The following is a 13,781-nucleotide window of genomic DNA, read 5'->3' as shown; positions in this document are numbered from 1 at the left end:
AACAGTAAAAATCTGCGCTACTGCACACTTAAAAATCCATCAGAACCGATTAGATATAAAAAACACATTAATCTTTTAAAACAGAGACTTAAAAGATAGTGGATAGATCTTTTTAGATATAAAAATACAGCTTTCAGCTTTTTTAACGCCAAAAAAAATTGCAAAAACAGCCGATAAAACACACAGCGATAATTTTGTATTTCTTGCAAAGCGAGTAGGGATAAGGGCTTGCGAAACAATATCTATAAAGAGGTAGGTAAAAGCAGATGCACGGCAACAGGAAGACTCACTCATCCGCCTTAAAACCTTAATTGGGTCTTAAAGGTTTTTTAAGGACAATTAAAGCAGCCAAATAAAATGACTAAACAGAGGATATGAAACAGCAAAACTAAACTGTTAAAAGGCCAGAAAAATGAATAATTAAATAGGATAGTAAAATGAAGCGTTAAGGTTACCAAGAGGCATTTATAAAGCCATTAGCTCAACCCTTGTTGATATTCGCCAATCTCTAATACCAAGTGCCCTGCGACTGTTATCCTCACTTTAAATTGAACTCAGCCTCAGTAATATAGGCTGTGGTTAATCATAACCGACAAGCTCAGGCCATTAAGCAGCCGCCCAAGCAGCGATTCATAATGGCCAATTACTGAGTATAGGAAGTCTAAAAATAGAAAAGAGAGCACCTTAATGAGAGCGTTTTGTTGCGAGTCTTTTATTAAGAGTACTTTGTCACAAGCATTTTATTGAAAGTGCATTTATCAGCGACTAACTGAAAACACTTTACTGAATAAGCTTAGTTAACAGCACCAATTTATAGCACTGTTAGCTATTAGGCTTATTTCAAGCCTTAGCTTAGGAGATAGGGTTAAGCGCTACACCAAACTTACATAGATATTGACTATTAATACCTAGCTTTGTGCATAGGCTCTATGCATTAACTAAAGGCTATAGTTTGTTATTTAACACAATAAAAATCCCCCTAGGTGGTTAGCCTACGGGGGATAAAGGTTGGGAACTTGGGGGGAATAATAACTAACGAGAATCTTATGCCTTTTGAGCTTTCAGCGGCACAGCCTCTTTATCAGCGTCATTAATTACAGCTGGGGTAGCTTTAGTTTCACATTTAGTGAATACATACAGCGCCACTACAATTAGCGTCACAATAATGGTTTTGCTTAGTTCCATCTGCTCGCCTAGTGTCAATACCGCTACCATGTAGCCAACCAGTGGCATTAGGTTTAGCGCCATAGTGGCTTTTTCAACACCGATACGCTTAAAAGAGTAAAGCTGAATTAAGTAACTACCACCAGAGATCCCCGTACCCAAGAAGATAAGTAAACCTAGTAATAGTGGACTGTCTAAGATGATAAAGATTTGGCTTAAGTCTAGGCCCATTGCCATCACGACAAAGAAACCCATTACCGCAACTGAGATGTACTGGTACAGCATAGACACTACCGAACCGTATTTGTCTGCCAGGCTAGCACGTAAGTGAGCAGTCCAAGCAAGTGATAACATAGAACAAGTTACAAACACGTAGCCTAATAGCGGTGTACCGCCCTCAATACTATTCGTCGGCCCTACACTCATGGCGTAGATACACAAAGCTGATGCGATAAACGCGCCCCACTGCAGCTTGTTCATGCGGAAGTTCATAAATAGCATGCCAAAGAACACCGTTGCGAATGGTTGCATACCTTGGATAACGCCGTTCTCTGTAGCGCCAATGTGCGATAAAGATAAGAAGTTAAACAGCGAGAAAGCGCCTTGACCTATGATGCCGCAAAGGGCGATTTTTAGGATATCTTTTTTATCTATTTTAAGTGAGCCACCAAGATCTTTGCTTAAGCTCTTGCTGCGCGAGGTAAAGAAGAAAATAACCGATAAACCCATTACAGCAGTAACGTAACGGAAAAAGACTAACGTCATTGGATCGACAGCCATAGATAATGGCTTAGACACTACGCCTGTTACGCCCCAGATCACAGCCACTGCGATTGCAGCGGTCCATCCTAGTACAACATCTTTGTTGGTGATATTCATTTTATTTTACCTTTAGTGTCCTGTCTGGGCAGATTGCAATGGCTCAGGGGGGATCAGGATCTTTTGATCTGCTACGGACTACCTACTCTTAATTAGCTAGCATTATGTTTTGCTTGCTTAACGAATAGAGCCTCGCGGATTTCAGTTAAGTTTTGTTTACTTCGAGGGGCATTTTACCCATAGCTAAGTTAAAAAATGTGACCTAAACGATGCGGTAGATTTTTTTGAACAAAACTAGCTAAGATAAAGTTGAATATGCTGCACATATCTTAATTTCAGCCATTTACGTGACAAACATCTACTAAAACAGCCATTCACAAGGATGGGTAACATGCTAAAAAATAGCAAAATCAAGTTTAACGGTTACTAAATTAATAAATACTCCCGCATAACCGTCAACTAAAGTTAACCAAGCAGGCATTTGTGTGACCAAAGTCACCTTGCGTGTGGTCAACAAAATGAAACGTAAATTTCTAGTGGATTTAGGCCGAGTTTAGGAGGAAGAAACTAAAATAGATAAGGATAGATTAAGTTTTGTGCGACAAATAATAGAAGACATTTGGTGGGGATGACACGCAGTTGCTAACAATGGGCTTATTCAACAGAGAAATGCGCTGCACTTTTGTGCTAATTGCCTATTTTAACGCTCTAACGACATTGGAGTGCTTTGCTTCATCACTGAACATACAACGCAAAGCGTTAAGCCTAGAGTTCATATATCAACGAGGGGGTAACAATGCCCCCTCATTGATATTAATAGCATGCGGTGGTTAATAGCAGTAAGTTATTAATCTCGACTGCCAAATAGTTTGTTGGCCAACTGTTTCACAGCATTAGAGCAATCCTGTAAAAAGCTCTGCGTGGTTGCCTCAGGCAATGATTCAGCATCTTGGAGCATCCCCAGTAACTGCACCCGCTCGCTAGCAGTTAACCAATCTTGCAGATCTGGTAAGCGGTTTTCAGCGGCTAACCTACACACAAATTGTTGCTGCTCATAACCCTCATGCACTGCAAAATACACCAATGCCGCCTCAGGCACGCCAGCTTTATCGAGCCAATTAAGCGCCCAGTTTTGTTTAGCGATATCGAGCGCATCGCCCATGTCACTGTCTCGGTGACGCTCATTGCCTACCTCAGCATGACTCCAACGCTCTGCCATTGCGATGTCGCCAGCTTGAATAAGGCTAGCCACATAAGCGTTCTCGACAGAGCTTCGACCCAACCAGTGCAAGCCGCGCTTACCTAACTGCGCTAAAAACAGGGCTAAGCGCTCTGCCATCTCGCTTGGTAGCATCCAGATAAAATCTGCAGGCCCGAGTTTACCGCGGTACATTGGATAAGGGTTCCAACCCTGCAATTTCGGCATTTTTAGCGCCTGCGGACTCAAGCTATCTAAGCCTTCGCCACTAGCTAAGTAAGCCATGAGTTTGTCATACAAGATTTGCGCGCTATCGTCTTCAAAACCTTCTTTTAAGGTATTAAGCAAAGCAGCCTCAAACATCGGCATTATCGGTAGTTCAAGCTGTGGATTCAGTGCTTTAAGATGTTGGAAAAAATCCAATACTTGATCTTCACGACAATACTCAAGCGCTTGTAATAAGGCATCGAACTGCTTGAGTTGCTGGCGACCAATCATACTTGTGTCAGCGGGATCTAACTCGGCATACTGCTCAACCTTGGCAGCGTAACGCTGGGCAAAGCGTGTATCAGCTGGACGATAATCGGCAACCTGTTGATCTGCCATTAATGTGAATGCTTCCAGCATGGGGTCTGTTATACCGAATTGCTGTAATAAATCAAATAGCGATGCCTCTGCATCTTGATCATTAATCGCCGCATACAGCCCGTAATCAGCTTTAAATTTCACAATACGATTAATCGTGCGCTGGGGCGCGATAGCTAACCACATCTGCCAGTGACGCTTGGCAAGCTGAACAACGGCTCCTGATGGAGTGAGTAGCTCTGAACTGCGGCATTGAGTTAACCGACTGGCGCTTTGCAGCAGCAAAATCGTTAACATGCAGCGCTGACCTGCATCATAAGTAAACAAGTTCCAGTAGGCTGCTTGTTTAGCACTGATTTCAGGTCCCGACTTACCACCATCTTTTGCCAAACTGTTGCGCACTAGTTCAATCATTTTAGCATCAATATCGGCAGAAACAGCTTGATGAGCATCAAGATCTACACCGCAAATCCATTGACGCAGTGCTTCACTATCTTCATCGGCAACACTGCAAAAATTAAGCACAAAATCACTCAGCAATTTACTCAGGTGTTGCTCAAACCACTGGCCAATAGCCATGAGCTCATCATCGGTTGGATCTTGGTGTAGGCGTAAAGCTAAATAAGTACTGCTACCTAAATGCAAGGGCATAAATGGCAGTGCGTAAATAAGCTCTTGGCCGTCACGATTGCCAAGCTCAGCGTTAAGGTGCTCAAGTCGAGATTGAGTAATTAAATCGGTTCTTGGGTTTAGGCAGCTAAAGATCTTACGCCCCATTGCTTCATTCCAAGCAATAGCAGGCAGTTCTTGCTCTGGTTCAATTTCAGGCTCTGGTTTATCAGCGATCAGGTCTTCAATAACTGGAGTGGCTGCTATCTCTGCTGCTTCAAGATCTCTCCAGAGCTGATAACTATCCTCGACTTCGCCACGCTGCGATTCAGCAACGGAGAAATATGTGGACTCATCACGAGCCTCGGTAAGCGTTGCCGCTAAAGCAGTTATTTCATCTTCAACCTTAACGCCACAAATTAGCTGTTGCTTAACTCGGTCATTCCACTCATCTGGCTCATCTTCAAGTTCCCAGCGCTCACATCCCACTGGCCATGCACCCATGGTGCTGTAATACTCAACCAGCAACTGCGCAAGTGAGCTAGACTCATCTGGCATTTGTAAAATAGGCGTGGATTGCAGCCGCGCTATTAGCTCGCTTTTAAAATAGAGATAGTCATCATGGTGAGATTTCAGATGTGATAACAAGTCTGCTTGCACGGCGTCACAGCCCTGCTCTTCAACAAAAGCGTCTTCATAAAAATAACGTCGCACTTCAGCACTATCACAGTAAACATAAGCCTTGATTAAATCCCGCGTCCAGCCATGCTTAGCAACTAAACCACTCAGTAAACAAAGCGGCGCCGTCATGGTTTGCGTATCCCAATACGGCACAAGGAAGCGAGTAAGCATTGAGCTATAAGCAACATCGGTCTCAATCAGCATATAAATCGCTTCGACACCAAAGGCGTTGCAATCATCTAACCAAAGATCGTTAGAGTCATTTCGGCTACGAGAGAACGCCACTAAAGCCTCAAGCGTAGCAACCACCTCTGGCATTAATTCAGGCAAGTTTAACGCCGCGGCAAATACCACAGGTTCAGTAATAAAGGCATGTTGCTCATCAAAGCGGCAAGCGTTAATCGCCTGCTCTACCAAAGTACGATTATCACCGGCATCGTCCAAGGTTAACTCAGAGCCATCCGCCTTAACAAACCGCACATTCAGCATCAAATTCATGGTTAAGCGCAGCGCTGAGCCGTCTTGTAAGCGCTGACGATACTCAGCAAGTGCAGCGGTAATACTTTGAGGGGATTTAGGATCTACAACGATAGAAACATGCTTATCAAACTGGGCCATACGACATCCTTGGCGGTTGAATAGAATAAGAAAACAAATAGATAAAGCGACCGCAGGTTAGCGCGCGAAGCACAAAAATGCGAATAATTCTCGTGAGTATGAGCATGACGAAGAATAGAGAGAGCACTTTATTGAGTAAGACCAGCTTTGATAAACAAAAGTTGGGTTATCTAGCTAGCTGTCAGTCAAAAGCTACTCACATGCGCTATCAATACGTTAAAAATCAGATTTACAGCTTGGGAAGAGTAAACGCCCTTCCCATGCCTAAAGGTAACAATGAGCTTAAACCCAAAAGTTGATGATTAACTGTTTATACAACCCCCTTTAAAACTCGCTTACTCTTCTTGCCAATCGTCTTCCCAGTCGTCCTCATACCAGCCTCTGATGTTCTGTACTAAAGGCAAGTTTTCATCAAATACAACAGCTAACTTAGGGAGTAAATCATCTCTGACAAAACTCTCATGGTCGGTATCAATAAAGCTGACAAAGCGATTAATTAACGGCAGCTTAGTAACATCCCCTGTGGATGCCAGGGCATAGACAACATGGCATAAAGAGCCCGTACAATAATCCCCTTCCCACAAATTGTTTTTTAATCTAGTGGTGTCCAGATAATCACAATAGTTGGCGACCATTTCCTGCATAAGTTCAGCATGTTGCTGTACTGCTTGTTGGTAGAATGGTGTGGGTTCCACCTTATTGCCTGCGCTGTCGACTAGAGCGAATGAGAACAGATCGCCATAGCTTGCTGAACCGACATCTTTACAGAGCGCTAGCATTTGCTGTATCGCCTGTGGAATGTCATCAGTTTTAATCGGATGACAACCTGCCAACTGTTCAGCCAATATTGCCTCAGGCAAGTAACTGCGCTTTATATCTGGATGACTATTTGCAGCTTTGCTTGCTGCAGTAAATAGCTCAGCATGGCCGTTAATATCGAGTAATAGACTTTGATCTTCAAAGGTCAGCAGCAGCTTATCATCCTGCCAACACATCTCTTTAAGCTCTTCATAAAGATCTGCTAACTCCTCGAAATATTGCTCAGCATCCTCTTCTGGGCCTTCCTGCAATACATCAATGTCGACACTACGCTGTTGCAACTGCTCAAAGCTGTATGTACGCAGCGGTAGTTTACGAATAACCTCGCACAGCTCGATATCAAACAGTTCTAGCTGCAGTTGAATCGCTTGTTCGCCATTGTGTTCAGCACTTTGCGCTATGACAGGGGCCGCCTCCCAACTCAGCATGACACCAAGATTGGCGGTCAAATTCAATGCTGGCATGCACAAGTCATTGTTAGCGTTACCTACTCCAGGTAGGGGAAGCAAAGACTCTTGCTGCGCCAGCAAATCCAAACGATAAAATTCATGCGCCGTGGCGTTCTCCCAGTTTGAATTGGTATTACATGCATACAACCACAGCTGCCCTGCTATTGGTTCTGTTGGGCGATAAACATCGAGGGTATAGCAGTCTATCTGAGGCTCAAACTCTTCATCATCGTCAGTGTCTAGTTCGCTATCTTCATCCTCTTCGTCATCTTCATCGTTGAGCTCGAATGGCAATCTAAAGTCACTGAGGATAGACAGGTTATTGCAATCTAAGCGAACCAAGGTCGGGATGCCGTAGTCATTTTCATTGTTCATGGTTACCATAATGGTAAAACCACCACGAGAAAGAACGGCACCAATGCTTACCTTACCCGTCAGCTGTTGAGTGTGGGTCAAGCTTTGGCTAGGAATATGGAAGCGGCTGAACTTGCCGTCCCAGTCCCCCAGCAGCAGATGCTCGCCTTGAACCTCTTGCAAAATAAGATGACTATGCTGAGTTTGCAAATACCAGATAACTGTCTCGCTGCCATCTTGGTGACGCTCAATAATCCTCAGTCCCGGGCTTGGAGAACTTACAGCCTGTTCTATGTAATAACGCATACTTTTCCTTGTAGGATTTCTTACTAGAATTTCGTTTTTCTCAAGACAATCAGCCTGAACCTGAATCAGCAACAGCCGTTCGCCAGCATAAACAAGGTTTATTCAGAGCATAATATTGCGCATCAGGGTAAGTATTACTCTGATAGATATCAATGACTTTGCAAAAATTAAAAGTTCGTAAAATACAAAAGGGGCTAATCTCAGACAAACTGTGACCCTATGTTAGCAGTTTTGATAAGCCTCCATTAATGCTCAATCAATCTGTTATTTGCTGGAGATTTTGGCAGTTCGGCGAAGTTAGTGAGCTTTAGCTTAGTAAACTTTAACGTGGTGAACTTTATCGTGGTGAGCTTTATCGTGGTGAGCTTAGCTTGGCGAATTGTTGAGTTTAGATATTTGCTTATCGATTTCATCCGCCTCGGCGGTGAGTTCAGAGTAAGTTTTGATATCACCATTTCGCTGCGCAAACATCGCTTGCTCAAGCTTGGCAAAATATAGCTTTTTGAGTTTCTTGGCAGGATCTCGTTTAAATATTGAAAACATTAGTTACCCCATTAACTCTGGTGTTTAGTCTATTGATCAGACAGGCAATTGCGTTAACACTTACCGGACGATGTGGTTTGTCCATAGCTATACGTCGAAGAAGTAAGAAAGGATTAACTTAGCAGTTAAAATAGACATTTAGATGACGGCATTTACCACATAGCTAAAACAAGCGGCGCTAGAGCTTATAAATAAGCAAACTCCGCTTGTTCCTGAGGCTAGCTCGGCTTCATTGAGTCACTATCTTCCTCTACTCGCATTTTTACTTTGATATGCCTTGTGATGAATAAGTCACGCAATCTTCAGGCACGGCGATAAATGTCTCTAACGAGCGCCAGTCATTGCTATTTTTATCAAAGTACAGTCTGTGAGAAGACACAGAGTGATAAGTACCTGAGGTGATTTGATTCCCCATGGTAACGTGGTTGCCCGGCGCTATTGAAACTGTCCAGATATTATCACCGTCGATCATTTCAAGCTTAGTGTCAGAGATAACCCCCGGCGCTTTAAAGAAGTCTTTAGGGTATGACTCACAATAATACTTTAAGCGTTGGCCGTAGGAGCTATAAATGGTTCGCATATTAAAATGCTGATAATAGTCTTTAACTGAAAGCTGTTTACCTTCAGACACTTGCATTAACAGTTCTGTAATGCGTCGCTGGTAAACATCTTTACAAGCTGGAGTATCATCACTGCAATCTTTATTGCGCTGTTTAAGCCAAGTTCTTTGCGAATATTTTAGCTGCAATTTGTCATTATCAGCAAGCTGGGCTCGATACAGTTTGTAAGCAGCCATTAACTCGGTGTCTAGCTTACTCAGCTCATCATCAGCACAGATCTGCTTTTCAATGTTAGCTTTGGCTTTAGTGCAATCGAAACTGGCTGCATAACCGAAACTTGAGTACCCGAGCAGACATGCAACGATAGTGATTAGCTTAAGGTTCATCACTTGTTTAACCCTATATTTATCATCCTATTACCTAATATGGGGTTGTCTCATAATCTCAGTTGATAAGCAATCAACTCAACAAGGCCTATGAGAGTCGGTTTTTGAATAGTTTACTCTGACCCAACTTTTCCGTGAGTACCCGAGCAGACATACCACTACAGTGATTAGCTTGAGGTTCATCACTTGTTTAACCCTATATTTATCATCCTATTATCTAATATGGGGTTGTCTCATAATCTAAGTTGATAAGCAATCAAGCTCTACTTGATAAAGGTAGTGAGCTACGCCTATATATGCGGCCTATCGGCCGAAAAAAGTGTGACGCTTCGCCCCAACATTGCTAATGCATCAGGCTGCGCCTGACCAAAGTCGCGAGCTTCCAGCTCACACTCGGCCAAGAGGGGATCAACAGCAATCCCCTCTTGGATCACCCCTGCCGCCCCGACGAAGTTGTTGATCCTCAGTCATTTTCGAAAATCGCTATCGCCTCATATTCGCCATCCATGGCTCACCTAAGGCTATCTCGGCATCCATGCCTCGCTCACCCGATTTGTCTTCAATGACCTCGGCAACTCCGATGGGGAATAGGTGTTTTCTGTAAGTTTTGCGTGTTGAATTAGCTCAGAATAATTATCTTACTCTGACCCCACTTTTCGTGCGTGTTGAATTACTCCCAAGTAAAAATCTTCCCTGATCTCATCTTTCCTAGTAAGAGGCTACAAAACACGCCGTTTATAATGGGTAATGGGTGTCTATGATTGGGTTATGAACCTTTTACATTCTTAAAAAATGAACTCAACTGATCTATTCCATCAAAGGTTGCAGGCAGCTTCTCTGAGTCGGGCATAATTCCACTAAAAATGAGGTTCTCAAATTTCTCTAATGCTGTTGCGTCATTTTTTTTAATCGTTGAAGCATACTGTGCATAGCTCTGAATGAACTGACATAATGTTTTTCTAAGCTCAATCTGAACAATTTGTGTTTTAGCTGATTTATAGTTATGGAGTACAATTCGGAAAAAGTACACTAAGATGATTTCTATAGAAATCAAAGGCATAAGTGAAAACAAATCGAATAGTGCAGTGCCCGGAGGACTTGGACGGAATAGAGATACGCCAAATTGAATCAATAAAGGTAACAGTATTAGAAACCCTAACCCCAATAATGACTTTATAAGAAACTTTCGCTCAATCTCCTTTTTGTCAGCCAATTCATTAAAACCTTTATATAAACCAACAAAATTGAAGCCAATTTTGTACTCGTCTAGTTTAGATTTTAAGTCATTTACTGAGCTTTCCTTTTCTACGATCTCTAGATCCCATTGGGATTTAAGTTGTTTAGATTCTTCTACTTTTTCATTGAATGTTGAAATAACTTCTATATCTTGATTGTTTAGGAATTCCTTAATCAAATTGGCAGGCATAACATATGAAGCGTATACAATTTGAGAACTAATCGCGCTATCCAGCTTCAATGCATCATTTTGAATACTTGATTTAAGAGCACCAAGTTCGAATGACAACTCTTTTCCAGCACCAATAAAGAAATCGAATTCACAAAGAAAGCGATAGCAATTTGTATATATAGAATCAATGCCTTCTATCGAGTTTGCTCTATACGAGCTTAACCCGTCGATGAATTTGTCACCAATCCAATGAATATTAAAACGACATCGCTCACTCCAGCCCTCCGGGTTTTTATTTATGGACTTTATGATCTCAAGGCTTCTATCAAGTCTTATTTTGTAAACATCATCTTCTAGCATCGATATCGATGCCTGCTGAATGAAAGAATTTACAGCCCTAATATTCGATTCGCTACTAAAAAACATCAATCACTCCAAATGAAAAATATTACAATGGTTCAAAACAATTAAGCAGCTATACATCATTACGCCCTTTATATAGCTACTCATTTGTTGATGAAATCAGCGTGAACATGTACTCACAGAAAACACCAATCCCCCATCGAAGTTGCCGAAATGCGGAAATGAAAATGCCGTAGAACCATCATGGATGATGGTTCAGGCTCGGGGGGACATGGATGTCCCATCTGAGCCGTTAGGCGATTTTTATTGGAGTATGAGGCCCGTATCTAATGCATGTAACTTCGTCGGGGCGGCTCGGGTGATGCAAGAGGGGGAAGCTGTTGTCCCCCTTTTGCCCGAGTGTGAGCTGGAAGCTCACGACCTTTATCAAGCGCAGCTTGATTATCTCAAGTGGGACGAAGTCCCATAATGCTAACCGTTAGACGCAGTCTAACTTAAAAGTCAGGCGCAGCCTGATAGGTGGCGAAGCCATGACCCTCATCAAGCTCAGCTCGATATGAGCCTAGATGTCGAATCTCTCATAATGGTACCAAGCCGTAACTTGCCCAAACAACGGGATAGTCCACACCGCGGTTTTATGATCCTGATGCACACGGATAAAATACAACTCTTCATCCTTAATATCGCGCTTACGTAAATCGCGATAAAAACGCACCGCTGAGTCATTTAACTTATCTGGCTTTATCAGGTCTTTTTGCTCAACCTTAACTTGGAAAATATCCACATTTAAGTCATCAATCATGCCTGAGTATTGCTTAAACTTACCGCGCAGCTTGTACTTAATCGGTGTAGTTAAACAGTCTTCATCGGTAATACAGGTTGATGAGTAAAACTCGCCAGTGTCGCTTGAATCGTAGATCAACGACATATTGATATCGGCGCGAATTAACAGCTCATCTTTAACCGGAAAATACACATCGGCTTGGTAATTATGCTCTAAGAAAGCACCGCTAGTGTCAGTACTCTCAGGCAGCATCACCCGGTTATAGCGAATGCGCTGCTCCATTGCCGTCGATAACTCGACAAACTCTTTTAAGTTAAGCTCTGCAGGCTCTGAGTCGACTGAAGTTAAGTTTATCAACCCCTTACCAGCACACTGCGCTTCATCTTCACCTGGACACAATGCCATCGAATAATTTGCACCGTCGGTCGCCGCAAACGCATAAAAGTCTTCGTAACAGGTTAAAAAGTTAGTGTCTGGCTGCAGGTGTTTTTCCCACATAAATGGGTGTAGGTGTGGTGCATCATCTTTGTATAACAGTTTACCACTGCCTTTTAAGCTGCCAACTTGCAGCTCGAAATTATCTTGTGCAGTCCAACGGGATAAATTCTGCTTTATCTTGTGATAGTCACTGAAATACCAAGCCATGACTAACAAGAGTAGAGCGATCACAATGCCTGAAATTTTAACGATTAACGACACGTCGAAAAATGCAGCTTTCATCGACTCGGCATCATTTACCGCTAGCATTTTTACGTGGGACTGGGTGGATATATGCAGTTGATAACCGCGACGTGCAATCGTTTTGAGTTGGATCTCTAGATAGGGATCCAGTTTTTTACGCAAAGTACTAATACATTGAGTTAATGAGGTGACAGCCACTACGCGGTCGGGCCAACCGGCACTGAGTAACTCTTCTTTTGAGCAGACAGGATTTGAAGACAGTAATAGTCGATGAAGCACCGCTGACTCAGAAAAGGTCAGAGTCACTTTTTTGCCACTCACATGGTCAACTAACTGGTTAGCTTCAGTATCCAACTCCAAATAAGGAGTAATTTTCAACACAATTAACCTCTTCTAGTATTTCGCATTATCGGTACATTAAGTTTCAGGCTTCGGCGGATTCTACAGCTAAGTACTTAAGCAGAATGTGATTTTCGGCTCAAAATAGTCTAAGCATGCACATCATTTACTGCTAATGTTCACAAAATTAGACCTTAGTGATACTACCTCTTTAGTTATATACATAACTGACTCTGTAGTATCACTCTTTTTTACTCGCTGCCGTTGGCTATAGCGGCTTACGTTTAAAGATCCGGTGCGATAATCCTGCTAATGAAACGATCCAAACCAACAACAGACCATACATACCTGATAACCCCCAATCTGTAGTGGCGATCATGGCTAAACTGCCGCTAGCTTCACTACCTTCTATGGCGACTAAATTAATGGCGCGATAAAGGTCTGTTGGGCTCATAGCAATTAACGCGTTAATGACGTATTGATTAGCGAAAGAAAAGTCGGACACTAGAATCGTCAGCAGTAACAAGTCGTAGATAAGTACAAACAAGAACCAAATTAGGAGTAGCCCACCAATCGCTCCGGCCTTCTCTGTGCTTTTTAAGCTGACAATATAGCTAATTAAAATAAAGGTTAGCGCCAGTAAGTTACTGCTCACGACAAACTGTGCAAAGGCGCTAATTAGCTCGGCTTTTTGATAGTGTTCTCCCAACAGCATGAGCAGAATTGCGGTTAAGCCAAAAGAGAATCCCGTGGCTAAAAACATCACTGTGACATGGCCTAACAGCTTACCAAATAAGATCTGCATGCGGGTTAACGGATAAGACAGTAACAACAGCAAGGTGCCTGATTCATCTTCACCAACAAAGCTATCGTAACTCAGTAAAATTGCCGCTAACGGGATAATAAACACTGAAATAGTCGATAAGCTGCTCATTAAGCTATCGAGTTCTGGTAAGTACAAGCTCCCTGTCACCGCACTACCGGCAAAGCTCACGCTCAGCGACAACACGAGAAACATACTGCTCATAAAGGCAAGCCAGCGGTTACGTGAACTATCACAGATCTCTTTGTAGGCAATAATCAGAATTGGCGAAGTAAGTTTATTGATAAACATA

At 42.7% G+C, this 13,781-nt stretch carries 10 protein-coding genes; 1 reads left to right on the top strand and 9 read right to left on the bottom strand.

Annotation, left to right across the window (positions count from 1 at the left end; genetic code table 11):
- Positions 1-75: 75 nt before the first annotated feature.
- The 7 genes from L2747_RS13340 to L2747_RS13310 all read right to left on the bottom strand — a co-directional run bounded on the left by L2747_RS13340 (position 76) and on the right by L2747_RS13310 (position 10,925).
- A complete protein-coding gene (locus tag L2747_RS13340; protein WP_248999514.1) occupies positions 76-294 on the bottom strand; it encodes a hypothetical protein in 219 nt (72 codons plus the stop codon).
- A gap of 750 nt (positions 295-1,044) precedes the next feature.
- The gene (locus L2747_RS13335; RefSeq protein WP_248999513.1) at positions 1,045-2,043 is read right to left on the bottom strand and encodes a DMT family transporter; all 999 of its coding nucleotides are present in this window, start codon (positions 2,041-2,043) and stop codon (positions 1,045-1,047) included.
- A gap of 787 nt (positions 2,044-2,830) precedes the next feature.
- The gene (locus tag L2747_RS13330; RefSeq protein WP_248999512.1) at positions 2,831-5,674 is read right to left on the bottom strand and encodes a hypothetical protein; all 2,844 of its coding nucleotides are present in this window, start codon (positions 5,672-5,674) and stop codon (positions 2,831-2,833) included.
- Positions 5,675-6,009: 335 nt separating this feature from the next.
- Entirely contained in the window at positions 6,010-7,602 is a 1,593-nt protein-coding gene (locus L2747_RS13325) for a hypothetical protein (protein ID WP_248999511.1), read from the bottom strand.
- Between the two features lie 366 nt (positions 7,603-7,968).
- Positions 7,969-8,145 (bottom strand): DUF6435 family protein, encoded by a 177-nt coding sequence (locus L2747_RS13320; RefSeq protein ID WP_248999510.1) that lies wholly within the window; start codon positions 8,143-8,145, stop codon positions 7,969-7,971.
- A gap of 262 nt (positions 8,146-8,407) precedes the next feature.
- Positions 8,408-9,091 carry a lysozyme inhibitor LprI family protein gene (locus L2747_RS13315; protein ID WP_248999541.1) on the bottom strand — a complete coding sequence of 228 codons (684 nt, stop codon included), beginning with the start codon at positions 9,089-9,091 and terminating at the stop codon, positions 8,408-8,410.
- Positions 9,092-9,857: 766 nt separating this feature from the next.
- On the bottom strand, positions 9,858-10,925 hold the full coding sequence (locus L2747_RS13310) for a hypothetical protein (RefSeq protein WP_248999509.1): 1,068 nt from the start codon (positions 10,923-10,925) through the stop codon (positions 9,858-9,860).
- 208 nt (positions 10,926-11,133) lie between these two features.
- On the opposite strand from L2747_RS13310, the gene L2747_RS13305 reads away from it, so the two are divergent.
- The gene (locus tag L2747_RS13305; protein ID WP_248999508.1) at positions 11,134-11,331 is read left to right on the top strand and encodes a hypothetical protein; all 198 of its coding nucleotides are present in this window, start codon (positions 11,134-11,136) and stop codon (positions 11,329-11,331) included.
- Positions 11,332-11,424: 93 nt separating this feature from the next.
- On the opposite strand, the gene L2747_RS13300 is transcribed toward L2747_RS13305, so the two are convergent.
- On the bottom strand, positions 11,425-12,708 hold the full coding sequence (locus L2747_RS13300; RefSeq protein ID WP_248999507.1) for a winged helix-turn-helix domain-containing protein: 1,284 nt from the start codon (positions 12,706-12,708) through the stop codon (positions 11,425-11,427).
- 226 nt (positions 12,709-12,934) lie between these two features.
- Complete coding sequence (locus tag L2747_RS13295; RefSeq protein WP_248999506.1) at positions 12,935-13,780, bottom strand: ABC transporter permease; 846 nt, start codon at positions 13,778-13,780, stop codon at positions 12,935-12,937.
- Between the last annotated feature and the right edge of the window lies 1 nt (position 13,781).

Origin of the sequence: Shewanella marinintestina, from assembly GCF_023283845.1 — a bacterium.
In the GTDB taxonomy this organism is placed as follows: Bacteria; Pseudomonadota; Gammaproteobacteria; order Enterobacterales; family Shewanellaceae; genus Shewanella; species Shewanella marinintestina.
This window is presented reverse-complemented; position numbering and strand designations above follow the sequence as displayed.

Excerpts from the sequence above, each read along its gene's own strand:
- L2747_RS13295 (WP_248999506.1), bottom strand. The coding sequence starts at position 13,780 with ATGTTTATCAATAAACTTACTTCGCCAATTCTGATTATTGCCTACAAA.
- L2747_RS13320 (WP_248999510.1), bottom strand. The coding sequence starts at position 8,145 with ATGTTTTCAATATTTAAACGAGATCCTGCCAAGAAACTCAAAAAGCTA.
- L2747_RS13325 (WP_248999511.1), bottom strand. The coding sequence starts at position 7,602 with ATGCGTTATTACATAGAACAGGCTGTAAGTTCTCCAAGCCCGGGACTG.
- L2747_RS13335 (WP_248999513.1), bottom strand. The coding sequence starts at position 2,043 with ATGAATATCACCAACAAAGATGTTGTACTAGGATGGACCGCTGCAATC.
- L2747_RS13330 (WP_248999512.1), bottom strand. The coding sequence starts at position 5,674 with ATGGCCCAGTTTGATAAGCATGTTTCTATCGTTGTAGATCCTAAATCC.
- L2747_RS13315 (WP_248999541.1), bottom strand. The coding sequence starts at position 9,091 with ATGAACCTTAAGCTAATCACTATCGTTGCATGTCTGCTCGGGTACTCA.
- L2747_RS13310 (WP_248999509.1), bottom strand. The coding sequence starts at position 10,925 with ATGTTTTTTAGTAGCGAATCGAATATTAGGGCTGTAAATTCTTTCATT.
- L2747_RS13340 (WP_248999514.1), bottom strand. The coding sequence starts at position 294 with ATGAGTGAGTCTTCCTGTTGCCGTGCATCTGCTTTTACCTACCTCTTT.
- L2747_RS13305 (WP_248999508.1), top strand. The coding sequence starts at position 11,134 with ATGGATGTCCCATCTGAGCCGTTAGGCGATTTTTATTGGAGTATGAGG.